This window comes from Proteus faecis (assembly GCF_003144395.1).
Lineage (GTDB): Bacteria > Pseudomonadota > Gammaproteobacteria > Enterobacterales > Enterobacteriaceae > Proteus > Proteus faecis.
In genome coordinates this window covers 130,180-154,509 of sequence record NZ_PENZ01000047.1, presented here as the reverse complement: position 1 = coordinate 154,509, position 24,330 = coordinate 130,180, and the positions used below count along the sequence as shown (strand labels likewise).

The 24,330-nt window shown below is 39.3% G+C and carries 19 protein-coding genes; 11 read left to right on the top strand and 8 right to left on the bottom strand.

Annotated elements, in window-relative coordinates; genetic code table 11:
- Positions 1-61: 61 nt before the first annotated feature.
- Positions 62-1,441 (bottom strand): lysine-sensitive aspartokinase 3, encoded by a 1,380-nt coding sequence (lysC, locus tag DK858_RS16625; RefSeq protein WP_109398354.1) that lies wholly within the window; start codon positions 1,439-1,441, stop codon positions 62-64.
- A gap of 266 nt (positions 1,442-1,707) precedes the next feature.
- Here lysC and pgi point away from each other — a divergent pair, with 266 nt between their 5' ends.
- The 3 genes from pgi to ubiA all read left to right on the top strand — a co-directional run bounded on the left by pgi (position 1,708) and on the right by ubiA (position 4,968).
- On the top strand, positions 1,708-3,354 hold the full coding sequence (gene pgi / locus DK858_RS16620) for a glucose-6-phosphate isomerase (RefSeq protein ID WP_109398353.1): 1,647 nt from the start codon (positions 1,708-1,710) through the stop codon (positions 3,352-3,354).
- Positions 3,355-3,575: 221 nt separating this feature from the next.
- Positions 3,576-4,085 carry a chorismate lyase gene (gene ubiC / locus DK858_RS16615; RefSeq protein WP_109398352.1) on the top strand — a complete coding sequence of 170 codons (510 nt, stop codon included), beginning with the start codon at positions 3,576-3,578 and terminating at the stop codon, positions 4,083-4,085.
- A 28-nt stretch (positions 4,086-4,113) separates the two neighbouring features.
- Positions 4,114-4,968, top strand: a complete 855-nt coding sequence (ubiA, locus tag DK858_RS16610; RefSeq protein WP_109398351.1) for a 4-hydroxybenzoate octaprenyltransferase — start codon at positions 4,114-4,116, stop codon at positions 4,966-4,968.
- Between the two features lie 102 nt (positions 4,969-5,070).
- Here the strand turns inward: ubiA and plsB are convergent, their stop codons facing one another.
- On the bottom strand, positions 5,071-7,554 hold the full coding sequence (plsB, locus tag DK858_RS16605) for a glycerol-3-phosphate 1-O-acyltransferase PlsB (RefSeq protein WP_109398350.1): 2,484 nt from the start codon (positions 7,552-7,554) through the stop codon (positions 5,071-5,073).
- A 130-nt stretch (positions 7,555-7,684) separates the two neighbouring features.
- Between plsB and DK858_RS16600 the strand changes: the two genes are divergently transcribed.
- Together DK858_RS16600 and lexA are read left to right on the top strand one after the other, a co-directional pair.
- Entirely contained in the window at positions 7,685-8,056 is a 372-nt protein-coding gene (locus DK858_RS16600; RefSeq protein WP_109398349.1) for a diacylglycerol kinase, read from the top strand.
- A 127-nt stretch (positions 8,057-8,183) separates the two neighbouring features.
- A complete protein-coding gene (lexA, locus tag DK858_RS16595; protein WP_023583074.1) occupies positions 8,184-8,795 on the top strand; it encodes a transcriptional repressor LexA in 612 nt (203 codons plus the stop codon).
- 109 nt (positions 8,796-8,904) lie between these two features.
- Here lexA and zur read toward each other — a convergent pair whose 3' ends face one another.
- Both zur and ssb1 read right to left on the bottom strand, forming a co-directional pair.
- Positions 8,905-9,435: a zinc uptake transcriptional repressor Zur gene (zur, locus tag DK858_RS16590; protein ID WP_109398348.1), complete on the bottom strand. Its 531-nt coding sequence runs from the start codon at positions 9,433-9,435 to the stop codon at positions 8,905-8,907.
- A gap of 346 nt (positions 9,436-9,781) precedes the next feature.
- The gene (ssb1, locus tag DK858_RS16585; RefSeq protein WP_109398347.1) at positions 9,782-10,306 is read right to left on the bottom strand and encodes a single-stranded DNA-binding protein SSB1; all 525 of its coding nucleotides are present in this window, start codon (positions 10,304-10,306) and stop codon (positions 9,782-9,784) included.
- A gap of 252 nt (positions 10,307-10,558) precedes the next feature.
- Between ssb1 and uvrA the strand changes: the two genes are divergently transcribed.
- The 3 genes from uvrA (at position 10,559) to DK858_RS16570 (ending at position 16,805) form a co-directional block, all read left to right on the top strand.
- On the top strand, positions 10,559-13,393 hold the full coding sequence (gene uvrA / locus DK858_RS16580) for an excinuclease ABC subunit UvrA (protein WP_109398346.1): 2,835 nt from the start codon (positions 10,559-10,561) through the stop codon (positions 13,391-13,393).
- Positions 13,394-14,059: 666 nt separating this feature from the next.
- Positions 14,060-15,391, top strand: a complete 1,332-nt coding sequence (locus DK858_RS16575; RefSeq protein ID WP_006536365.1) for an SLC5/6 family protein — start codon at positions 14,060-14,062, stop codon at positions 15,389-15,391.
- Positions 15,392-15,455: 64 nt separating this feature from the next.
- On the top strand, positions 15,456-16,805 hold the full coding sequence (locus tag DK858_RS16570; RefSeq protein WP_109398345.1) for an L-cysteine desulfidase family protein: 1,350 nt from the start codon (positions 15,456-15,458) through the stop codon (positions 16,803-16,805).
- A gap of 103 nt (positions 16,806-16,908) precedes the next feature.
- Here the strand turns inward: DK858_RS16570 and DK858_RS16565 are convergent, their stop codons facing one another.
- Genes DK858_RS16565 through dnaB form a run of 3 tightly spaced genes read right to left on the bottom strand, consistent with a single transcriptional unit; the run spans position 16,909 to position 20,700 of the window.
- Complete coding sequence (locus tag DK858_RS16565; RefSeq protein WP_109398344.1) at positions 16,909-18,105, bottom strand: amino acid aminotransferase; 1,197 nt, start codon at positions 18,103-18,105, stop codon at positions 16,909-16,911.
- Between the two features lie 53 nt (positions 18,106-18,158).
- Positions 18,159-19,250, bottom strand: a complete 1,092-nt coding sequence (alr, locus tag DK858_RS16560) for an alanine racemase (protein ID WP_109398343.1) — start codon at positions 19,248-19,250, stop codon at positions 18,159-18,161.
- Between the two features lie 40 nt (positions 19,251-19,290).
- Entirely contained in the window at positions 19,291-20,700 is a 1,410-nt protein-coding gene (gene dnaB / locus DK858_RS16555) for a replicative DNA helicase (protein WP_023583065.1), read from the bottom strand.
- Positions 20,701-20,855: 155 nt separating this feature from the next.
- Between dnaB and DK858_RS16550 the strand changes: the two genes are divergently transcribed.
- Together DK858_RS16550 and DK858_RS16545 are read left to right on the top strand one after the other, a co-directional pair.
- A complete protein-coding gene (locus tag DK858_RS16550; RefSeq protein ID WP_109398342.1) occupies positions 20,856-21,839 on the top strand; it encodes a quinone oxidoreductase in 984 nt (327 codons plus the stop codon).
- 191 nt (positions 21,840-22,030) lie between these two features.
- The gene (locus DK858_RS16545) at positions 22,031-22,345 is read left to right on the top strand and encodes a hypothetical protein (RefSeq protein WP_228407347.1); all 315 of its coding nucleotides are present in this window, start codon (positions 22,031-22,033) and stop codon (positions 22,343-22,345) included.
- Positions 22,346-22,387: 42 nt separating this feature from the next.
- Here the strand turns inward: DK858_RS16545 and dusA are convergent, their stop codons facing one another.
- Entirely contained in the window at positions 22,388-23,422 is a 1,035-nt protein-coding gene (gene dusA / locus DK858_RS16540; RefSeq protein ID WP_109398341.1) for a tRNA dihydrouridine(20/20a) synthase DusA, read from the bottom strand.
- Positions 23,423-23,589: 167 nt separating this feature from the next.
- Here dusA and cbrC point away from each other — a divergent pair, with 167 nt between their 5' ends.
- Positions 23,590-24,180, top strand: coding sequence for a PF03691 family colicin E2 tolerance protein CbrC (cbrC, locus tag DK858_RS16535; RefSeq protein WP_109398340.1), 591 nt, complete (start codon positions 23,590-23,592; stop codon positions 24,178-24,180).
- Positions 24,181-24,330 lie beyond the last annotated feature (150 nt).

The following is a 24,330-nucleotide window of genomic DNA, read 5'->3' as shown; positions in this document are numbered from 1 at the left end:
AAGTATGAAAAATAGAAGAGAAATAATGTGTTATCTCTCTTCTATATATTGAAATTATTAATTAAAACAGTGTATCATGTAATTTACGCACAATATTATCGGCATCTTTGCCATCAACTAATAAACATAAATTGTGAGTGCTTGCACCATGGCTTATCATACGAATATTGTAATCTTCTAATGCGCCAAAAATCTGGCTTCCTAAGCCATTCACTTGTGAGAGTGAATTACCGATAATCGCAACCAGAGCCAAATTTTCTTCAACTTCAACACGACATAATGCGGATAGTTCCGTTAAGAGTGCATTGGTTAATAAACTACCTGATGCGCTGGTGGTTCCTGTTGTATCGAGAGTTAATGCAATGCTTACTTCAGAGGTGGTTATCACATCAACCGAAATATGGTGGCGCGATAAAATGGTAAAAATTTCAGCCAAGAAGCCACGCGCATGAAGCATTTTCAGACTATGTAACGTGAGTAACGTTTGTTTTCTACGTAGTGCAATTGCACGGAATACAGGTGGATTCTCTGTTTGTGCACACACTAAAGTACCACCTTCTTCGGGGGCTTTGCTTGAGCCAACAAAAACAGGAATACAGCTACGAACAGCCGGTAATAATGTGGCTGGATGCAAAATTTTAGCGCCAAAAGTTGCCATTTCAGCCGCTTCATCAAAGGCAATTTGATCAATACGATGCGCCTCTGGCACTATTCTTGGATCAGTGCTGTAAATACCCGGTACATCTGTCCAAATATCTACACGAGACATACCCAGCGCCTCACCAATAAGTGCTGCGGTATAATCGCTGCCACCGCGTCCTAGGGTTGTGGTTCTCCCTTTTGGCTCTTGACCAATAAAACCTTGAGTGACAATCACTGTTTCTTCTAAACGAGGTTGAATAAGGCTTTGTGTGAGCTCTGTTAATTGCATCATATCAGGTTCAGCATGGCAAAACAGATCGTTGGTTTTCATCACTTTTCTGACATCAAACCAGTCTGCTTGTATACCTTTTTCACGCAATAATTCAACAAAGAGCAATGTTGACATTAATTCACCGTGGCTGACTAATTCATCTGTCAATGCATCAGATGTGGCTAGCGACGCTGCTTCTGAGAGCATCTCAATATTCTCAAGCAGACGATTTATTTCTTGAGAAATAATTTCTGGCTGAGAAAGCTGGTTGATAATCGCATACTCAATATCACGTACTTGTGAGAGTAAAGCTTCTCGTTGTGAAAGTTCAGTCCCTGATGCAAGTTCAATTAATAAATTAGTGATTCCTGCAGATGCCGAAAGAACGACAACACGCACTGATTTTTGTTTAAGAATAATATCTGCACACTTCTCCATTGCTGAAAAGTTAGCAACACTGGTGCCACCAAATTTAGCGATAGTGTATGGCGATGATGCAGATGAAGGCGTAGCAGTATTATCAGTCATTGTCGTATTCCTTTAGGCAAAAATGAGATGTTGGACACAACTTAGGAATATCGGTTATTAAGTAGAGAGTCAATGCAGAGTGAAGAATAATCAATTTAATTAATAATCAGTGCTGCATTATCGGTTTTACCTATGAAAGTAATTAGTACTAGATTTGTTGAATGGTTTTGACCAATATCATCAAATGAGAAAGAATTGACTGTAACTATTAAATGTCAGGCTACAATCTGAGAATATCAGATTGTAATCTTAAGAGAGTATTGTGAATGAAAAATGTAAACCCAACCCAAACACTAGCCTGGAAAGCATTAGAAAACCATTTTTCGGTTATCAAAGATACCGAGATGAAAACATTGTTTGCTCAGGAGCCATCACGCTTTGATCAGTTTTCAAAAACGTTTTCAGACCAAATTCTAGTAGATTTTTCAAAAAACCGTATTACGAAAGAAACATTAGAGAAATTGCAGGCTTTGGCTAAGGAATGCGACGTTGAAGGTGCGATAAATAGCATGTTTACGGGGGAAAAAATCAACCGTACTGAAGATCGTGCTGTATTGCATACTGCATTACGTAATCGCAGCAATGCTCCCGTAATCGTTGATGGTAAAGATGTAATGCCAGAAGTTAATGCTGTACTGAATAAAATGAAACAGTTCAGTGAACGCATTATTAGTGGTGAATGGAAAGGTTATACAGGTAAGGCGATTACTGATGTTGTGAATATCGGTATTGGGGGTTCTGATCTTGGCCCTTATATGGTGACAGAAGCTTTACGTCCTTATAAAAATCATTTGACTATGCATTTTGTTTCTAATGTTGATGGCACTCATATCGCAGAAACATTGAAAAAATGTGATCCAGAAACAACGCTCTTCTTAATCGCGTCAAAAACCTTTACCACACAAGAAACTATGACCAATGCACACTCAGCAAGAGATTGGTTTTTAGCTTCTGCTAAAGAGAGTGCTTTTGTGGCTAAACACTTTGTCGCGTTATCCACAAACAGTACTGAAGTGGCAAAATTTGGTATTGATACAGCCAATATGTTTGAGTTCTGGGATTGGGTAGGTGGTCGTTATTCATTATGGTCAGCAATTGGTTTATCTATCGCATTATCTGTTGGTTATGACAATTTTGAGCAATTGTTGGAAGGTGCTCATGCAATGGATAACCACTTTAAAACAGCAAGTGCTGAAAATAACATTCCGATGATCCTCGCTCTGATTGGCATTTGGTATAACAATTTTTTTGGCACAGAAACTGAAGCGATTCTGCCATACGATCAATATATGCATCGTTTTGCTGCTTACTTCCAACAAGGTAATATGGAGTCTAATGGTAAGTATATTGATCGTGATGGTAATAAAGTTAATTATCAAACGGGCCCTATCATTTGGGGTGAGCCGGGTACAAATGGTCAACATGCGTTTTATCAATTGATCCATCAAGGGACAAAAATTATTCCTTGTGATTTTATTGCGCCAGCTATTAGCCATAATCCTCTATCAGATCATCACGCAAAACTGATGTCTAACTTCTTTGCTCAAACTGAAGCACTCGCTTTTGGTAAAACTCGTGAGCAAGTTGATGCTGAATTTGCTGCTGCAGGAAAAGATCCTAAAACCATGGATTATGTTGCACCTTTTAAAGTATTTGAAGGTAATCGACCAACAAACTCTATTTTATTAAAAGAAATTACACCTTACTCATTGGGTGCATTAATTGCCATGTATGAGCATAAAATCTTTGTACAAGGTGTTATCTTCAACATCTTTACGTTTGACCAATGGGGTGTTGAATTAGGTAAACAGCTGGCTAACCGTATTCTTCCTGAATTAAAAGGTAAGGAAAGTGTTAACAGCCATGATAGCTCAACAAATAATCTGATTAATCGTTATAAAGCATGGCGTTAATCGAATAAACTGAATATAAGTAGTTGGTTAGATAAAAAGGAGGTTGTAATAACCTCCTTTCTTTTTGGCATCATTAGCATTTTATCTGATTTTCTTTTAACGCTTTTTTAGATTATTTATGCGAAATGTTATCAGCTTTTAACTTCCATTAGTCACATCATGATATCCTTATGAATAATAAATCGTACAAGCTAGGATCATCAACGCGTGATGATGAAATAATGTTCAAAAAATCAATAATTACTCCCGCTCCTATCCATTGGTTACCTAATGAGGAACACGAAAACATTAAAGAAAGTACATTAAGTTGGTTAATGGAATTAGGCTCGATGACTCGGCGTTTTGAGCAATATTGTAATAAAGTCACTGTAATGCCTTACCAAGAAGGATTTGTTGATTTTATTGAACCCGCTGACGAAAGAGCGTGTTTACCCAAAAGTCAGCGTTATTGGTTAAGAGAAGTGGTATTGTGTGGTGATGATATTCCTTGGTTATTAGGGCGGACGTTAGTGCCAGAAGAGACATTGACAGGTGAAGACAGAAAACTGGTCAATCTAAGAACCGTTCCACTTGGGCGTTATCTGTTTCAGGAAACAACCTTAATTCGTGATTTTATTCATATTGGGCAACAAAATGGGTATTGGTTACGCCGTTCTCGTTTTCAGCTTTCAGATAAACCTTTATTATTAACCGAGATGTTTCTACCTGCATCACCAGTGTATGAGAAGTAATTAGGGGGAGCTAAAATTGGAGGGAAGTATGACGCAAAGTAAATGGCAAGCATATAGCCGTTTAATGCGTATAGATAAACCTATCGGAGCGCTATTACTACTTTGGCCAACTTATTGGGCTTTATGGATTGCTGCTAAAGGCTTTCCTGATTGGCATATTCTGATTGTCTTTACTATTGGTGTGTTCTCGATGCGTGCCGCTGGGTGTGTAATAAACGACTTTGCTGACCGAAAAATTGATGGCAGTGTTGAACGAACTAAAAATAGACCATTACCTAGTGGGGCTGTGACAGAGAAAGAGAGCAAAATCTTATTTATCGTTTTGGTACTCTTGTCATTTGCATTAGTCCTAACACTTAATACCATGACTATTTGGCTCTCTGTGGCAGGGCTCGCACTGGCGTGGTTTTATCCTTTCGTTAAACGGTTTAGTAATTTACCTCAGCTTATTTTAGGTATGGCTTTTGGCTGGTCAATCCCTATGGGATTTGCTGCCGTTTCTGAAAGTTTGCCGTTGGTGTGTTGGCTATTATTCTTTGTCAATATTGTTTGGTCTGTTGTTTACGATACGCAATATGCAATGGTTGATCGTAATGATGATATAAAAATTGGGGTTAAATCTACCGCTATTTTATTCGGTCGTTATGACAAAATTATTATCGGCATTTTACAATTGGTGATGTTGGCATTATTAGTGGGGATCGGTATTTTATTGGATCTGAAAGGTATCTACTACTGGTCGCTATTGTTAGTAACAGCGCTATTTATTTATCAACAGAAACTTATTGCAGAGCGTGAAAGAGCGCCGTGTTTCCAAGCTTTTATGAATAATAACTATGTTGGTTTTGTTTTATTTGCGGGTATTTTATTTAGTTATTTTTAAGATAAGTCAGTGCTGAAGTCTTCTCTACCATTGAGTCAAAACAAAAAGGGATAAGCAATAAGCTTATCCCTTTTCTATTTCGGTCATGGTGCTATTTACTGATTATTCATCAGCTTTAGTTTCACTTTTTTCGCCAATGGCTTGTACTGAATTATTATCTTCAGCGATCCCGACGCTTTCAATGGTTAAGCGAATTTCTGGTGACATTAATTTTGCAATCACTTGGTAAAGGGCAGATGCATCTGCTTTTAGGATATCTTCATTATCATTGAGATACCCTTCTTCACGTAGCGTTGAAACTAAGGTAGAGAATACCGCTTTATCAAAGAATTCAGGTGCGTTGATACCATGTAGAACAGAAAGACGTTGTGCCAAGATCCGGCTCTCTTTTTCCAATAATGCTCGGCTAATTTCAGGTGCAAAATTGAGTAAAGAGAGTGTAATGCCGTAGCGTTGTAATGTTTCTCTGACGCTGGCGGCTAAAAGCTGTAATGGACGAATACGCGCTGGGTTGATACGCAGTAAACCATCACTATTACAACAAATCAGGCGCTGACGGCACAATTCTGCAATCAAAGTATTAATGACTTCAGGGAGTTCTTCTTTCTCATAACGAATAAATAGTTCCGCTTTAATCAGAGGGAAGATGAGCTCCACTTGTTTCATTAAATCATCACGATGAATTTTTTCATGATGTAAGACAATGCTGGCAATTAATGACGGAGTGATCATTAAGTGGATTGTGTTATTACGGTAATAAGTCATTAATACCGCACTTTCACGAGGGAGTACCACAATATCACCCAGACTGTCTTTTTCAACTTGGAATTTATCTGATTGTAGTGCGTGTTCTAATAAAGTTTCAGCGTTTTTATCAGACACAATCATATCTGTCGAATAAGGCACATTGCGTAATAATTGTAGATAACAATCTATTTGCTCTAACAGTTGTTCTCTCGTGAGTGCGCGCTGACGTGATGCCAATAAGGCTGTTGAAACCAGATTGATTGCATTAATCGATGCTGCATTATTGATATGAACCATAATGTTATCAGCGAGTGTGCTTACTGTTGGGTTTAACCAACTTGGGCGCTGTGGCTCAATTGGATCAATATCATCACGCCATTGTGGTACAGCTTGATTTAAGTATTGTACAACAGAAATTGGCTCACCAAAGTTCACATAGCCTTGACCAAGGTTACGTAATTTACGTAATCCTCTGACCATCTGCATAAAGCCTTCTTTCTCTTTTGTTGCTCCACGTAACTCTTTAGCATAGGTTGCGACTTCCATAACGTGCTCATAACCAATGTAAATTGGAACAACAGAGATAGGGCGTGTTTCACCGCGTAACATGGCTTGTACTGTCATTGAAAGTGTTCCTGTTTTAGGATCTAACAATCGACCTGTACGAGAGCGACCACCTTCAACGAAGTATTCAATGGAGTAGCCTCGTGTAAATAGCTCACCTAAATATTCGCGGAAAATGGTGGAGTAAAGCTTGTTACCTTTAAAGGTTCTTCGAATAAAGAAAGCCCCTAAACGGCGGAAAATAGGGCCAGCTGGCCAGAAATTGAGGTTAATACCGGCAGCTATATGGGGTGGTACTAAACCTTGGTGATAAAGCACATAAGAAAGCAGTAAGTAGTCCATATGGCTACGGTGACAAGGAACATACACGATTTCATGCCCATCTTGCGCGAGTTTACGTACGCGTTCGGCATTATAAACGTTGATACCTTGATAGAGCTTATTCCATGTCCAACTTAATACGCGATCACTAATACGCACTGCTTCATATGAGAAGTTAGCAGCGATCTCTTCCATGATATCTGTGGCATTTTTACGCGCTTTATCAAGTGAGATTTTCTTCGCTTTTGATTCATCTTCAATCGCTTTTTCAATCGCTTTTGATGAAAGCAATTTATTGAAGAGATCTTGGCGTGCTGGCAATTTAGGGCCAACAGCAGCTAAACGTTGGCGTGAAAAGTGGATACGCGCAACACGTGCAAGTTTTCTCGCTATACTGGTGTCTGTACCGTGTTCGTTCGCCATTTCACGCATTGATACAGTGGGTGAAAAACGAACAAAACTATCACGACCTAACCAGAGGATAGCGATAAATTTCTGGATACCGTTAAGCACGCGTAAATGAGGAACGCCATTATGACCTTCACGACCAGGAGAGCGGCCAAACATCACAGAAACTGGCAACATCTCGATATCAAGATGTGGGTTATTACGATGTGCATCAAGATAAGCGTGAAATGTCTTCACGGAGTCTTTACGAGGATCGGGCGAGTAATAACGGAATACTCTTGGGCCGTCATCAATAAAGACATAAGCAGGAAGCTTAGTTCCACCGATCTCAATAGGTTGCAGTGGATCAGGCAACCCTAAAGAGAGACATTGCTGTCTTAATGTCAGTAAGTCAGCCTTTGAATGATAAGGCAGAACATAAAGGAAAGAGCGCGACGTATCTAACCCTAATTCAGTGATAGGATCAGTCGGGACTCGTTTACTTTTTACCAGTAATTTTAGTGGTAAATTCAATGTGTTATAATATAGTTTACGCCAAGCTGACATAAATAGTTGTAGCCTCTTATTAGCAATACTTCGAAAGCATAACAGAAAGTCTTTCGTAGATCTGTGGTGCTGTGACAATATTAATAGAGAAAAGTGACAAAATAATCGTTTGTTTTCGATAGAGTTTATTATGGCTAATCAAAATAAAGGTCTTACCCGAATCATCAAAGCTGGTGGTTATTCATACCAAGGTATTCGTGCCGCATGGATTAATGAAGCCGCTTTTAGACAAGAAGCAATTGTGACCTTAGTTGCAATTATCCTTTCATTTTTCATCGATGTCAGTGGTCTAGAGCGCATTTTACTCATTGGTTCCGTTGTATTGGTTGTGATTTTGGAACTAGTAAATAGTGCAATAGAAGCCGTTGTCGATCGAATTGGATCTGAATACCACGAATTATCCGGACGTGCAAAAGATATGGGTTCTGCCGCCGTTCTAATTGCTATTATATTGGGATTATTTACTTGGGTAACCATTCTTTGGGGACATTTCTTCGCATAAAGTTAAAAAATTCGCTTTTTGTCGAAAAATAATCCAAAGATGCGTGTTTTATATTCATTTAAGGTTTCAAATCGTCATATACCTGTATATACTCACAGTCTGACTGTATAAACAAACAGGGGGCGGAATGAAAGCATTAACTGCAAGGCAGCAGCAGGTTTACGATTTGGTTCGTGATCACATTTCGCAAACGGGTATGCCACCAACACGGGCTGAAATAGCTTCCCAACTTGGGTTTCGCTCACCAAATGCGGCAGAAGAGCACTTAAAAGCTCTTGCTCGTAAAGGCGTGATAGAAATTGTCTCTGGTGCATCTAGAGGTATCCGTTTGCTAATGGAAGAAGAGCCAGAAGGGTTGCCATTAATTGGGCGAGTCGCGGCTGGTGAACCACTTTTAGCGCAAGAGCATATTGAAAGCCATTATCAAGTTGACCCAATGCTATTTAAACCGAGTGCAGATTTTTTATTGCGCGTTAATGGTATGTCAATGAAAGATATCGGTATTATGGATGGTGATTTACTTGCTGTGCATAAAACGCAAGATGTTCACAACGGGCAAGTCATTGTGGCGCGTATTGAAGATGAAGTGACAGTAAAGCGCTTTAAGAAAAGTGGTAATAAAATTGAGCTTCATGCAGAAAACCCAGAGTTTTCACCTATTATCGTCGATTTACGCGAACAAAGCTTTACTGTTGAAGGTTTAGCCGTTGGGGTTATTCGTAACGGTGAATGGCTGTAATTTGTACCAAAGTAAGTCAATACAACTTATTTTATAAAGATGCAGATGATGTGTAAAACACAAAACCATCTGCATTTTTTTATGTCTAGACTTACTGACAGTTGCTCAATCAACGTGGCTTATAATCACCGGTTTTTTTCTGTTTAAGGTTATCATCTATACTATGATCATGATGACAACCTTCAGGATGGGTGCACTCTTGTGCTTCGTGGCACTGTGAACATAATCCATGAATTTCTATGACGCTATGTCGTAAATGAAACCCACTCTCTTTTGCCAGTAATGAAATCGCATCTTCGATTTTATGGCTATTCTTTTCAGTGACAGACAAACAACGGTCACAAATTAGCATTACTGACGTATGTTCAACATCATCAAAATGATGGCAAAGCACATAACTGTTGGTGGATTCTATTTTATGGATAAATCCTTGCTCAAGTAAAAACTCTAATCCGCGATAGACTGTTGGGGGTTTTGCTTGAGGCTCAACTTGGCGTAATAAATCCAATAAGTCGTATGCGCTGATAGCAGAAGGTTGCTGCATTATCAGACGTAATACTGCCAGACGTTGTGAAGTCAGGCGAACACCTCGTTTCTGGCAGATCTTTTCTGCCTGAGCGAGCAATTTCTCTTCATTCATGGGGATAAGATGCTCTCAGACGTTGTTAATAACACGGATCCTATCATATTTTTCCAGAGTAAACCTTTGTGTAAAGTGGGGTTTTATAAAAATAACTGTGGAATTACGCTCTTTTTAAAGGGATCTGTTGTTAGATAAGAAAACATGTTTTTTCAATATCATCTTTTCTTTCAATATAAAGAAAGCATTTTTAAGAAGGAAGAGAAGAATGCAAAGAGAGTTGTGTAAAGCCATTTTATACGATGCAAAAGTGGGATGGTTTATATAGGGCGGTATCTAATGATGATAAACAACAAAAACCCCAGCTTAAGCTGGGGTTTTTTAGATGGTTTTAAGATAAGTCATCTCAGAACGGGATATCGTCATCAAAATCCATTGGTGGTTCATTACTTGGTGCTGGAGCTGCTGCTGGTTGTTGTGGGCGAGATTGCGCACCACCACTAAATTGTTGAGATGCTTGTGGTTGTTGTGGTTGACCCCAACCGCCTTGGCCACCTTGAGATGGTGCGTTATCTTGACCACCACGGCCACCTAACATCTGCATTGTGCCACCGATGTTAACAACAACTTCAGTGCTATATCTGTCTTGGCCGCTTTGATCTTGCCATTTACGTGTTTGTAATTGGCCTTCGATATACACTTGTGAACCTTTACGCAGATATTCGCCTGCAATTTCCGCTAATTTGCCGAAAATTACCACACGGTGCCACTCGGTTTTTTCTTTCATTTCACCGGTTTGTTTATCGCGCCAGCTTTCTGATGTTGCCAGTGTTAGGTTGGCAACTGCACCGCCACTTGGCATATAACGGATTTCTGGATCCTGCCCTAAATTACCGATAAGAATAACTTTGTTTACGCCTCTGCTCGCCATGTGAGGTACTCCTGCGAAAGTAAATTTTTTGAAATCATAAGCGAATAAGTTTATCACGTACGCTAAAATTTGAATATGACGAGTAATGAATTTCTCATTTGTGAACATTGTCGACATTTTTTTGTCTCAAAATGACAGAGTTACACTAGCATTCAATTTCACTATATATACTGTATATCCATTCAGTTAACTTTGTGTCATAATTATCCGATTCTTTCTTTTTCGGCGACTCTCTCAATCCGGGATATATTCATGGATAAAATCGAAGTACGGGGCGCTCGCACCCATAATCTAAAAAATATCAATTTGATCATTCCTCGCGATAAACTCATTGTTATTACGGGGCTTTCTGGTTCAGGTAAATCTTCTTTAGCCTTTGATACGCTTTATGCGGAAGGGCAACGACGTTATGTCGAGTCGCTTTCTGCCTACGCTCGTCAGTTTCTTTCATTGATGGAAAAACCTGACGTTGATCATATTGAAGGTTTATCTCCCGCTATTTCGATTGAGCAGAAATCTACGTCGCACAACCCACGTTCGACAGTGGGAACGATTACAGAAATTCACGATTATCTACGTCTTTTATTTGCACGTGTTGGTGAGCCTCGTTGTCCTGATCACGACATTCCATTAGCCGCTCAAACAGTGAGCCAAATGGTTGATAATGTACTTGAGCAGCCAGAGGGTAAGCGTTTAATGCTGTTAGCACCTGTGGTTAAAGAGCGTAAAGGCGAGCATATTAAGTTACTCAATAATCTTGCCGCTCAAGGTTATATTCGTGCCCGTATTGATGGCGAAGTGTGTGATCTTTCTGATCCACCAACATTAGAATTACAGAAAAAACACACCATTGAAGTGGTTATTGACCGCTTTAAGGTTCGTGACGATCTGGCTCAACGTTTAGCAGAATCTTTTGAAACCGCATTAGAGCTTTCTGGTGGTACTGCCGTTATCTCTGATATGGATGATAACAATGCCGATGATATTGTTTTCTCTGCGAACTTTGCTTGTCCTGTTTGTGGTTACAGCATGAGTGAGCTAGAACCACGTTTATTCTCTTTTAATAATCCTGCGGGTGCTTGTCCAACTTGTGATGGTTTAGGTGTTCAGCAATTTTTTGATCCTGAATTAGTGATCCAAAATAGAGAAATCTCTCTTGCTGGTGGCGCAATTAAAGGATGGGATCGTCGTAACTTCTACTATTTCCAAATGCTTCGCTCATTGGGTGAACACTATCATTTTGATGTTGAAGCGCCATTTGATTCGTTGCCAGATAATATTCAAAAAGTCATTTTAACGGGTTCAGGCAAAGAGAATATTGAATTTAAATACACAAACGATCGTGGTGATGTTGTTGTTCGTCATCATCCTTTTGAAGGTGTATTAAATAATATGGAACGCCGTTACCGCGAGACAGAATCTAGTGCGGTACGTGAAGAGCTTTCTAAATATATTAGTAATCGCCCTTGTGCTTCTTGTGGTGGTACACGTTTACGCCGAGAAGCGCGCCATGTGTATGTTGAGAATACAACATTACCTGAAATAGCCGATTACAGTATTGGTCATGCAATGATCTTTTTCCAAAATCTAAAATTGAGTGGTCAGCGAGCGAAGATTGCAGAAAAAGTCTTAAAAGAGATCAGTGACCGATTAAAATTCTTAGTCAATGTGGGATTAAATTACCTCACACTATCTCGTTCTGCAGAAACTTTATCAGGTGGTGAAGCTCAACGTATTCGCTTGGCGAGTCAGATTGGTGCGGGATTAGTTGGCGTGATGTATGTATTGGATGAACCTTCGATAGGGTTACATCAACGAGATAACGATCGTTTGCTGGAAACGCTGATCCATTTGCGCAATTTGGGTAACACTGTGATCGTCGTAGAGCATGACGAAGATGCCATCCGAGCCGCTGATCATATCATTGATATTGGTCCTGGTGCGGGTGTTCATGGCGGTGAAATTGTCGCCCAAGGGACGCTTGAAGATATTATTAATAACCCGAATTCATTAACGGGGAAATTCTTAAGTGGTGAACGTCGCATCGCAATTCCAGAACAACGAGTGCCTGTTGATCGCGAAAAAATGCTGACCATTCTTGGCGCAAAAGGTAATAACCTAAAAAATGTAAATCTAAAATTACCCGTAGGTTTATTTACCTGTATTACAGGTGTTTCAGGATCAGGTAAATCAACGCTGATCAACGATACGTTATTTCCTATCGCACAACGCCAATTAAATGGGGCGACAAATAGTGTACCTGCACCTTATTTAGATGTTGAAGGGCTAGAATATTTCGATAAAGTGATTGATATTAACCAAAGCCCAATTGGTCGTACTCCTCGTTCAAACCCCGCAACTTATACCGGTGTCTTTACACCTATTCGTGAGTTATTTGCGGGTGTACCTGAGTCTCGTACTCGTGGTTATACACCGGGGCGGTTCAGTTTCAACGTAAAAGGTGGGCGTTGTGAAGCTTGCCAAGGTGATGGTGTTTTAAAAGTTGAAATGCATTTCTTGCCTGATGTGTATGTACCTTGTGATCAATGTAAAGGCCAGCGTTATAATCGTGAAACTCTTGAAGTTAAATACAAAGGAAAAAATATTCACGAAGCGTTAGATATGACCATTGAAGAGGCGAGAGAGTTCTTTGATGCGGTGCCTGCATTAGCTCGTAAGCTACAAACATTGATTGATGTTGGTCTTTCTTATATTCGCTTGGGACAATCAGCAACGACGTTATCGGGCGGTGAAGCGCAACGGGTTAAGTTAGCAAAAGAGTTGTCAAAACGTGGTACGGGACAGACTCTTTATATTCTCGATGAGCCTACAACTGGGCTTCACTTTGCTGATATTGAGCTGTTACTTGACGTGCTTCATCAGTTACGCGACCAAGGTAATACTATTGTTGTGATTGAGCACAATCTTGATGTGATCAAAACAGCAGACTGGATAGTGGATCTTGGCCCTGAAGGCGGAAGCGGTGGTGGTCAAATTTTAGTGTCAGGCACACCAGAGCAAGTTGCAGAGTTTGAAGGCTCTCATACTGCAAGATTCTTAAAACCAATCTTAGAGCGTGGCTATTAACATCGCGCTACTTATTCTCTTATGATCTAAGCGCTACAGACAATAAACACTTTACTGTTTGTAGCGCGCTTTCTTCAAGAAAAGTAAATCCATGGAATATGATAGAATTTAATTCTATCGAAAAAAGTATTCTCTTTTGGTTATACACTTCCTTATCTATTTTTATCTTATTAATCGGCTATTTTTATAAAAAGCGGATTAAATGGTTAATTATGCTGTTTTGTAACAGTATTTTAACCAAATACGAGATAACAAAGTTAAATAGAAAGGATTATCATAGTATATCGTGATGGACTGCACAGTTTATTTGGTGATTTGTTTCAATTGTTATACTTGACTATTATTGTATAACAATAGATATTTTACATTATTAATCAATAATTTATTTGTTTTTAAAGGTTGGGGTAAAGGGAGGGGTATTATTTACTGTGCTCTTTGAACAGATAATCCTACTTTTCTCCTTACGATAGAATTTTTTTCCAAATCATTTCAGGCTATCACGATTTATAACAACTTTTTTCTCCGCAATATTTCCTATCATTTACCCATAATAAATAATACCTGCAAAGAGTAAGGTTATTTTGACATCGCAATGTTAGATAGACTTTTTTACCCCCAAAATTCGTTTTGCTATTAACAATTACAATATAAAAAGTGAGTACTAATATGGAAACGGCTTCCTCAAAAACAGAGACAACAAGCTATCCCGCAACTAGTGCTGGCGCGCGTCGCGCAGGTATGACTGAACAAGAATGGCGTGCAGCTATTAAATTCGACGGCAATGATGTGGGCTGGGTTATCATGAGTATCGGTATGGCGATCGGTGCAGGTATTGTGTTTTTACCTGTACAGGTAGGCCTGATGGGATTATGGGTTTTTCTACTATCCTCACTGATTGGTTATCCTGCTATGTACCTTTTCCAACGTCTATTTATTAATACGTTGGCGGAATCTCCAGAGTGTAAAGACTATCCAAGTGTTATCACTGGTTATCTTGGTAAAAACTGGGGGATTTTATTAGGGGCACTTTACTTTGTTATGTTAGTCATTTGGATGTTTGTTTACTCAACAGCAATCACCAATGACAGTGCTTCTTATTTACAAACATTTGGTGTGACTGAAAGTTTACTGTCAGAAAACCCATTTTATGGTTTGATCCTGATTTGTGCTTTAGTCGCTATCTCTTCTCGTGGTGAGCAATTACTGTTTAAATTATCAAGCTTTATGGTGCTAACTAAACTGCTTGTTGTTGCAGCGTTAGGGCTCTCCATGATTGGTATGTGGCATCTTTATAACGTAGGAGCATTACCACCTGCTGGACGTTTAATCAAAGAAGCAATCATTACATTACCTTTTACACTGACTTCAATTCTGTTTATCCAAACATTGAGTCCAATGGTTATCTCTTACCGTGGTCGTAATAAAAACCGTGAAGTTGCTCGTCACAAAGCGTTGCGTGCAATGAATATCGCGTTTGGTGTGTTGTTCTGTACTGTTTTCTTCTATGCAATCTCATTCACATTAGCAATGGGCCATGATGAAGCAGTTAAAGCGTATGAACAAAATATCTCTGCTCTGGCGATTGCTGCGAAATTCTTCCCTGGTGGTTGGGTTACAGTAGTAAGTGTTATGCTGAATATCTTCGCTGTAATGACTGCATTCTTTGGTGTCTACTTAGGTTTCCGTGAGGCGACACAAGGGATCGTCATGAACATTCTGCAACGTTATATCCCATTAGAGAAAATCAACCAAAAATGGGTACAAAACGGCATCATGATTTTCGCTGTGCTACTGGCATGGGGGGCAATCATCCTTAATGCACCAGTACTGAGCTTCACTTCAATTTGTAGCCCAATCTTCGGTATGGTGGGTTGTCTTATCCCTGCATACTTAGTGTACAAAGTACCCATGTTACACAAATACAAAGGTGCGTCACTCTATCTGATTATCTTTACCGGGTTACTGCTCGTTATCTCTCCGTTCTTGGCATTCTCATAGTCGCCAACTTCGGTTCTAGTTAGGAGTTGTTTTTAAAAACTAAATTAATCCAAGGTGTTAGATTATGAGCCAGAACAAAAATTCTCATTTATGGTCACAGTTTGTTCGTCAGTTACGTGAAGGTGTTAAGCCTGCAGTCGGTTGTACTGAGCCAATTTCATTAGCATTGGCAGCAGCGAAAGCAACTGCGCTTTTAGGAGAGCCAGTTATTCGTATCGAAGCTTGGGTTTCGCCAAACTTGATGAAAAACGGAATGGGCGTAACAGTGCCGGGAACGGGAATGGCTGGGCTACCTATTGCGGCAGCATTAGGTGCGACAGGTGGAGATCCTGATGCTGGATTGGAGGTCTTGTTAAAAGCATCCACTGATGCGGTTGCTGAAGCTAAAACACTGGTTGCTCAAGGTAAAGTCACCGTTGGTGTAAAAGCACCTTGTGAAGATGTTCTTTACTCTGAAGCGAAAGTGTATAGCCAATCTGGTTATGCCATCGTCAGTATTGCAAGAGAGCATACACACGTTGTTCGTTGTGAATGTAATGGTAATGTTGTTTTTGAAGAAGACAAATCAGCGCTTACCAATAATTGTGCATGTACTGATGAAAAGCCTTTTACTGATGTTTGTGCTGAAGATATCTATAACTTCGCACTTAATGTGCCAGTGAGTGAAATTGAGTTTATGCTTAATGCTGCTCGTTTAAATGGTGCTTTATCAGAAGAGGGGCTACAAAACACCTATGGATTAGCCATTGGTCGTACCTTAATTCTGCAACAAGAGAAAGGTTTATTAGGTAAAGACTTACTTAATGAAATCATGATCAGGGCATCAGCAGCATCTGATGCTCGTATGGGAGGAGCGGTATTACCTGCAATGAGTAATTCAGGTTCTGGTAATCAGGGTATTGCCGCAACATTGCCCGTAATGGTTGTTGCTGAATTTATTAAAGCAGATGATGAAACTTTACTACGTGCATTAGTTTTATCTCATTTAATGGCAATTTATGTTCATAGTCATTTTCCACCACTTTCCGCCCTTTGTGCTGCAACAACCGCTTCAATGGGAGCAGCCGCAGGAATGGCATGGTTGCTCACAAAAGATTTCACCACTGTCAGTATGTCTATCAACAGTATGATTGGTGATATCAGTGGCATTATCTGTGATGGTGCATCGAATAGCTGTGCAATGAAAGTATCCAGTAGTGCAGCAAGTGCTTATAAAGCAGTATTGATGGCGATGCAAAATCAAAGTGTTGCGGGTACTGATGGTATTGTCAGCGACAATGTTGATAGCTCAATAGCGAATCTCTGTGCATTAGCGAGTCGTGCAATGCAACATACAGATATTCAAATCATTGAGATAATGGAAGAAAAAGCGCGCCGTAATGCTGGGGAAAAGAAGCAAGCTGTCAATATATAAAAGGCAAAAGCTTAAAATGACAGTGATGTTGTGATGGAGTAAAAGAAATACCTGTCTATGAAAATAGGCAGGTATTTTTTATCATGAAATGACGTTGATTGGCTTAAATACTCACAGCCGCAAAGGCTTGAGCAATACGCTGAACATTACCTGTGTTAACACCAGCCATACATACACGACCAGTACCGACAAGATAAATACCAAATTCGTCACGTAATCTATCAACTTGTGCTTGTGTAAAGCCGGTATAGCTGAACATACCGCGTTGAGTTAATAGATGATCAAAATTCTTTTCAGGTAGTGCAACTTTTAAAGCTTTGACTAACGTAACACGCATCTCTTTAATGCGATCACGCATATGTGCAACTTCTTTTTGCCATTGTGCAGTCAAAACCTGGTCTGATAGCACTTTATTGACAATTTGTGCACCATAGTTTGCTGGGCTTGAATAGATACGACGTACAGCTGCTTTTAACTGACCTAATACATGTTCACATTCAGTGGCATTATTACAAACAATCGATAAGCCACCAGCACGTTCACCGTAGATCCCAAATATTTTTGAAAAAGAGTTACTGATAAGTATTGGCAGTCCTGCTTTTGTCATAGTACGAATCGCGTAAGCATCTTCATCTAAATTTTCAGCAAAGCCTTGATAAGCAATATCTAAGAATGGAATTGCTTGACGAGCTTTTAATACTTCAGTGACTTGATCCCATTGATCTTTAGTCAGATCAGAGCCTGTCGGATTGTGGCAACATGGATGCATCAATACAATGCTTTTTTCAGGTAGCTTTTTAAAGCAATCTAATAGTGCTTCAAATTTTACGCCTTTGGTTTCAGGATCAAAGTAAGGGTAGTTATTCACCTTGAAACCCGAGCCTGCAAAAATAGAAGCATGATTATCCCAAGTTGGATCACTTATCCACACTTCTGATCCTGGGAAATAGCGATGCAGAAAATCAGCGCCCACTTTTAATGCACCTGATCCACCTAATGTTTGGATTGTAGCAATTTTCTTTTCTGCAATTAGAGGATTATCTGCACCGAAAAGGAGCTTTTGAACTTCACTGCGATAAGGGGCTAGCCCTTCCATTGGAAGGTAAAGTGTTGCGGTAGGTGTCATGGCATTGAGTTGCTGACGTGCGACAGAAACAGTCCCTAAAATAGGGGTCTTGCCTTCTTCGTCATAATAAAGACCGATGCTTAAATTAATTTTATCCTGACGCGGGTCTTTGTTATAAACATCCATCAATGAGAGAATCGGATCTCCCGGAAACGCTTCAACCTGTTGAAACACGGCTTCTTCTCCAATCACTTTTAGTGTGTCATAGGGATACAATATCGTGTGTATTATTGTTCGTCTAGGTATTCCATGATGACGCGCGAGGTTAATTTCGTAATCAATTCATAGGCGCTAATACCACTATATTTGGCAATTTCTTCTACGGGCAACACATCTCCCCATAAAATAGCCTCATCACCGACACAATCAATCAGTTCAGTCCCTAAATCGACGCTGATCATATCCATTGAAACTCGGCCAACAATAGGCACTTTTCGACCATTGATCCACACAGGTGTACCTGAAGGTGCGCTACGAGGATAACCATCACCATAACCAATAGCGATCACACCAAGATAAGTGTCTTTTTCACTTATCCATGTGCCACCATAACCAACAGGTTCACCTGCTTTATGTTTACGGACGGCAATCAGGCTTGTTTTTAGCGTCATTGCAGGAATTAAGCCAAAGTCTTTACCCGTTCTTTCATCACCAGTAGGGGAGATACCATAAGTAATAATGCCGGGGCGAACCCATTGATAATGAACTTGGGGCCAAAATAAAATACCAGCAGAAGCTGCGATAGACTTATCACCGGCTTTATCTTGAATAAAATCTTGAAATAGTGAGATTTGTTTTTGTGTCGCTTCAGGCGCATCTGGCTCATCCGCACGACTAAAATGGCTCACAATATTGATAGGTTGTTGTACATTTTTGCAGGCGGAAAGTCGTAAATAGAAGGCTTGCGCATCTTCAGGTCTTACCCCTAAACGATGCATTCCTGTATCAATTTTCATCCATACTTTGACAGGTTCATCTAAGTCGGCTTGTTCTAATGCTTCTAATTGTTCTTGGCTATGAACAACAGTTTCAATGTGGTTGACGACCAAAATAGGTAGGTCGATGACATCAAAAAAGCCTTCTAACAGAAGAATGGGTTTTACAATACCTCCACTGCGTAAGGTTAATGCTTCACCAATACGCGCAACACCAAAACAATCGGCATTATCCATTAAGGTATATGCTGTTTCTAATAACCCATGACCATAAGCGTTTGCTTTCACGACAGCTATCAGGTGGCTATGTGGGGCATAGTCTCTCACATGCTGAAAATTGTGACGCAGAGCGCGGCGATCTATCACTGCGGTTGCCGCTTTCATATTATTCCAATACTTCCTTTAATTAAGTCAAAGTGAGTGATTATTCATCGTCGTAAGCAGGGCCAGCGTAATTATCAAAGCGTGACCATTGACCGTTAAAGGTAAGCCTTACTGTACCAATTGGGCCATTACGTTGTTTACCGATGATGATTTCTGCAACCCCTTTTAAATCACTACTTTCGTGGTAAACCTCGTCACGATAAATAAACATGATAAGGTCAGCATCTTGCTCAATAGAGCCTGATTCACGTAAGTCGGAGTTAACCGGGCGTTTATCAGCACGTTGTTCCAAACTACGGTTTAACTGTGATAGAGCAACCACAGGAACTTGTAATTCTTTAGCTAATGCTTTTAAAGAACGGGAAATTTCAGCAATTTCTAGTGTTCTATTTTCAGATAATGAAGGTACTCTCATTAGCTGTAAGTAGTCAATCATGATAAGACTTAAACCGCCATGTTCACGATAAATTCGACGAGCACGAGAGCGTACTTCTGTTGGTGTTAAACCTGATGAATCATCGATATACATATTGCGTTTTTCAAGCAAAATACCCATGGTGCTCGAAATACGAGCCCAATCTTCATCATCAAGCTGACCAGTACGAATTCTTGTTTGATCGACACGAGATAATGATGCCAACATACGCATCATGATTTGGTTGCCAGGCATCTCTAAGCTAAAGATAAGTACGGGTTTTTCTTCTGTCATTGCCGCATTTTCACATAAGTTCATGGCAAATGTGGTTTTACCCATAGAAGGACGCGCAGCGACAATAATTAAATCTGATTTTTGTAATCCAGCCGTTTTTTTATCAAGATCTTGATAACCACTTGAAACGCCTGTTACACCATCATGAGGCTTTTGATAGAGCTGTTCTATTTTTTCAACAGTCTCTTCTAAAATGGCATCTATTGCTTTAGGACCTTCGTCTTTGTTGGCTCTTGTCTCAGCAATTTGGAACACTCTTGATTCAGCAAAGTCGAGTAGATCTTCACTGGTGCGCCCTTGAGGATCAAAACCTGCATCTGCAATTTCGTTGGCGACTTTTATCATATCGCGAACAACAGCACGTTCTCTGACGATATCTGCATAAGCGTTGATATTCGCTGCACTTGGCGTATTTTTTGAAAGTTCAGCTAAGTAAGCAAAACCACCTACACTGTCTAGTTCTGCATTTTGCTCTAATGCTTCTGATAGCGTAATAAGATCGATAGGTTTGCCTAATTCCAACAAACGTTGCATTTGTGAGAAAATAGTACGATGAGGTCGGCTATAAAAGTCTTCTGCGGTGACGCGCTCCGAAACATTATCCCAACGTTCATTATCTATCATCAGACCGCCTAACACGGACTGCTCTGCTTCCAGCGAATGGGGAGGTAGCTTTAATCCCTCCATTTGTCGGTCTTTAATATCAGACATCAGCTTGTCAGTGGTCTTGTTTCTGGCCATAAATCCTGCATAAAATCGAAAAAGTCTCAGTCAGCATATTAGTATACGCTAACCCAATTATCTGTGCCTTGTAGAAATAGCTATCCTTTGTCATTATCTCTAAAGGTCTTTTTGCGCTCGCTTATTTAACCTCTTATCCTACAAAGGAGATAGTAATGGCTCAACGTATTCAATTTGCAACTCATGGTGATGCAGATGTCCTTGAGTTAGCAACATTTGCACCTGCACCTCTTGGCGATCATGAAGTTCAAGTTGCCAATAAGGCAATTGGTATTAACTATATTGATACTTATGTACGTAGCGGATTATATCCTGTAAGCCAATTCCCAAGTGGATTAGGCACTGAAGCAGCAGGCATTATTATCAGAACTGGCGCTAAAGTGACATCACTAAAGGAAGGGGACAGAGTTGTGTATGCGCAATCTCCGCTAGGAGCTTATAGCGATACGCATAATGTACCAGAAAATAAAGTGGCTCGTCTGCCTGATAATATCTCTTTTGAACAAGCCGCCGCCTCTTTTTTAAAAGGATTAACGGTTTATTATCTTTTCTATGAAACCTATAAATTACAAGCGGGTGAAACCTTCTTATTTCACGCTGCTGCTGGTGGCGTTGGTTTAATTGCAAGCCAGTGGGCAAAAGCCATTGGAGCAAAAATGATTGGTACAGCAGGTAGTGATGAAAAAGTTGCTAAAGCAAAGGCCGCTGGCGCATGGGAGGTGATTAATTACCAGACAGAGTCGATTGTGGAACGTGTTTTGGCGCTAACTAATAACCAAAAAGTGCCTGTTGTTTTCGACTCTGTTGGTAAATCAACTTGGTTAGATTCGTTAGATTGCTTGCAACGCCGTGGCTTAATGGTGAGTTTTGGTAATGCATCAGGTGCTGTAACTGGTGTTGATTTAGGTATTCTCAATAAAAAAGGTTCTCTATATGTGACGCGCCCATCTATTTCGGGTTATATCACAACGCGTGAAGAGCTAGATGCTGCAAGTGAAGCGTTATTTGCGTTAATTGGTAGCGGTAAAATTAATGTAAGTGTGCCTGATAATCAGAAATTTGCTTTAGCTGATGCGAAAGATGCACATCGTTATCTTGAAAGTAGACAATCTCAAGGATCAAGCTTACTTATTCCTTAATTATTATTTTTAAAGACTAAAACCTATTTAAAATAAATTAAATAGGTTTTGAGTATTTATTATTAATAAATATAAATCATTTCCAGTTTGATTATCAAAAAAAAACCTTATTTTTATTTTATATTTATTTTTAACGCTATCTCTTTTAATTTATGTTTTCGTGATTTTTATTAATGGAATATGGAGCATTTATGCAAAAGGATGAATTAAAGGATTTTATTGATTTTATTTATGAAGATAATAAAGTCAGTAATGTTGAGTTACAGTTTATTCGTGATGTGGCTGATGAAAAGATAGATGCATTATTTAAACGCTTTGGTGAAAATAATAATTTATCAGCATTCCAAAAATCGATGGATGTATCAGTTCAATTAATGCAAAATGCCTTTTTTGATATTAAAAAGAAAGAAAGCTCAGAAGAGGGTAAGAGTGAAGTAAAAGAAGCTTTTGAATTTCAAATTGCTTATTTAATTGCAAATTATAATCGCTTCTTCTCATTACTTTAATAAGAATAAACCAGCCATTGGATGGCTGGTTTTATTATTTAATTATTTTTCAGTCACAAATTTAAGGGCATTTTCTAATACAGCTAAATCAGCACCTTGCTTATGAGCATTTTCACTTAAATGGCGACGCCATTGTCTAGCGCCCGGAATACCTTGGAATATTCCCAACATATGACGTGTAACATGACCTAAATAAGTACCTTGTGAGAGTTCTTTTTCAATATAAGGATACATTGCTCTTACCGCAGCGACTGCATCAACAATAGGCAATTGATTATCAAAAAGTTCATGATCAACATGCGCTAAAATTGACGGGTTTTGATAAGCCTCACGACCAACCATAACACCATCCATATATTTTAAATGTTCCTTAGCTTCTTCTAGTGACTTAATACCACCATTAATCGCCATTGTGAGATGCGAGAAATCACGCTTTAATTGATAAACACGGGGATAATCTAAAGGTGGAACTTCACGGTTCTCTTTTGGACTTAAACCTGATAACCATGCTTTACGTGCATGAATAATAAAAGTATCGCAATTATTATCGCGACTAACCGTATCAATAAAATCACATAAAAATTCGTAGCTATCTTGGTCATCGATCCCAATGCGCGTTTTTACTGTAACAGGGATATCAACCACATCACGCATAGCTTTTACACAATCTGCGACGAGTTGCGCATCTCCCATTAAACAAGCACCAAAGCGCCCATTTTGTACGCGATCTGAAGGGCAACCTACATTTAAATTAATTTCATCATAACCACGCTCTTGTGCCAATTTTGCACATTGCGCTAAAGCTTGAGGATCACTTCCGCCTAATTGCAAAGAGACTGGGTGTTCTTCATCACTGTATTTTAGATAGTCGCCTTTACCATGAATAATGGCACCAGTTGTCACCATCTCAGTATAAAGCAACGTATTTTTACTTAATTGACGAAAGAAATAACGACAATGACGATCAGTCCAATCGAGCATCGGCGCAACAGAGAATCTGTTCAAATTATATGTATTTGAATGGCGACTAATATCATGATTTTCTGTTGGTTTATTGAGTTCTATATTTTCTGACATACTGTAGTTCTTTCGTCTATTTAGGCGTTGATTATCTCTAATTTATAAAGGAGATAAAATGAGGGCGCATTATAACATAGAGAATAACTAACGCATGGTGGATCTGATGTTAGAATTGCTTTACTGAATCTAATATGCGTCGTTAGAAAAACAAAATGAGAAAATATATGCCAGCAGAAAAAAGAGCATTACCTTATTTTAAATATCATCCAGATCCGATAAAGACAGGGGCTTTTATTACAGGTGATATTGTTGTATGTGATTGTTGTGGAAAGGAAACTGATATCTATTATGGTAGCCCTTTTTACTCAGTAGAAGATATTGATGCACTATGTCCGTGGTGTATTGCTGATGGTTCTGCAAGTGAAAAGTTTGATGGTGAGTTTCAAGATATTACAAGCATTGAAGGTGGAGAAGTTCTCTATGACGAAGAAGGGGAGTATTGTGGTTCTACTTTGCCTCCTATAGATAGAAACAAACTCGATGAATTAACAAAACGGACGCCTGGTTATCATGGCTGGCAACAAGAACATTGGCTAATACATTGCGATGAACCTTGTGCCTTTATTGATTATGTAGAATGGGACGATATCAAAGATAAATTAGAACAATTTGCTTCTTTAGAACAAGATATTCAAGACATTGGTTTTGAACTTTCTGATTTATCAGAGCGCTTATGGGATGATGGTGAATGCCAAGGTTATTTATTTAAATGTTGTTGTTGCGGAAGTTTACGTCTACATATCGATTTTAGTTAATAAATATTATCCAAAAATATCAAGCCTCTTTTTTAGAATATAGGTTTGATATTTATTTTTATAGAGTAACTTATTTGTATTATCTCTATTAAAAATGAAAATAGTCACTGCTCAATATTTTACGCTATAAAGCAAAAAAATAAAAAAAGG

What these genes read in the sequence shown, in the direction of transcription:
- ssb1 (WP_109398347.1), bottom strand. Translation starts at nt 10,306, where the DNA reads ATGGCGAGCAGAGGCGTAAACAAAGTTATTCTTATCGGTAATTTAGGG.
- zur (WP_109398348.1), bottom strand. Translation starts at nt 9,435, where the DNA reads ATGAATGAAGAGAAATTGCTCGCTCAGGCAGAAAAGATCTGCCAGAAA.
- pgi (WP_109398353.1), top strand. Translation starts at nt 1,708, where the DNA reads ATGAAAAATGTAAACCCAACCCAAACACTAGCCTGGAAAGCATTAGAA.
- lexA (WP_023583074.1), top strand. Translation starts at nt 8,184, where the DNA reads ATGAAAGCATTAACTGCAAGGCAGCAGCAGGTTTACGATTTGGTTCGT.
- alr (WP_109398343.1), bottom strand. Translation starts at nt 19,250, where the DNA reads ATGAAAGCGGCAACCGCAGTGATAGATCGCCGCGCTCTGCGTCACAAT.
- cbrC (WP_109398340.1), top strand. Translation starts at nt 23,590, where the DNA reads ATGCCAGCAGAAAAAAGAGCATTACCTTATTTTAAATATCATCCAGAT.
- ubiA (WP_109398351.1), top strand. Translation starts at nt 4,114, where the DNA reads ATGACGCAAAGTAAATGGCAAGCATATAGCCGTTTAATGCGTATAGAT.
- DK858_RS16570 (WP_109398345.1), top strand. Translation starts at nt 15,456, where the DNA reads ATGAGCCAGAACAAAAATTCTCATTTATGGTCACAGTTTGTTCGTCAG.
- uvrA (WP_109398346.1), top strand. Translation starts at nt 10,559, where the DNA reads ATGGATAAAATCGAAGTACGGGGCGCTCGCACCCATAATCTAAAAAAT.
- dnaB (WP_023583065.1), bottom strand. Translation starts at nt 20,700, where the DNA reads ATGGCCAGAAACAAGACCACTGACAAGCTGATGTCTGATATTAAAGAC.
- dusA (WP_109398341.1), bottom strand. Translation starts at nt 23,422, where the DNA reads ATGTCAGAAAATATAGAACTCAATAAACCAACAGAAAATCATGATATT.
- DK858_RS16545 (WP_228407347.1), top strand. Translation starts at nt 22,031, where the DNA reads ATGCAAAAGGATGAATTAAAGGATTTTATTGATTTTATTTATGAAGAT.
- DK858_RS16575 (WP_006536365.1), top strand. Translation starts at nt 14,060, where the DNA reads ATGGAAACGGCTTCCTCAAAAACAGAGACAACAAGCTATCCCGCAACT.
- DK858_RS16550 (WP_109398342.1), top strand. Translation starts at nt 20,856, where the DNA reads ATGGCTCAACGTATTCAATTTGCAACTCATGGTGATGCAGATGTCCTT.
- DK858_RS16600 (WP_109398349.1), top strand. Translation starts at nt 7,685, where the DNA reads ATGGCTAATCAAAATAAAGGTCTTACCCGAATCATCAAAGCTGGTGGT.
- ubiC (WP_109398352.1), top strand. Translation starts at nt 3,576, where the DNA reads ATGTTCAAAAAATCAATAATTACTCCCGCTCCTATCCATTGGTTACCT.
- lysC (WP_109398354.1), bottom strand. Translation starts at nt 1,441, where the DNA reads ATGACTGATAATACTGCTACGCCTTCATCTGCATCATCGCCATACACT.
- plsB (WP_109398350.1), bottom strand. Translation starts at nt 7,554, where the DNA reads ATGTCAGCTTGGCGTAAACTATATTATAACACATTGAATTTACCACTA.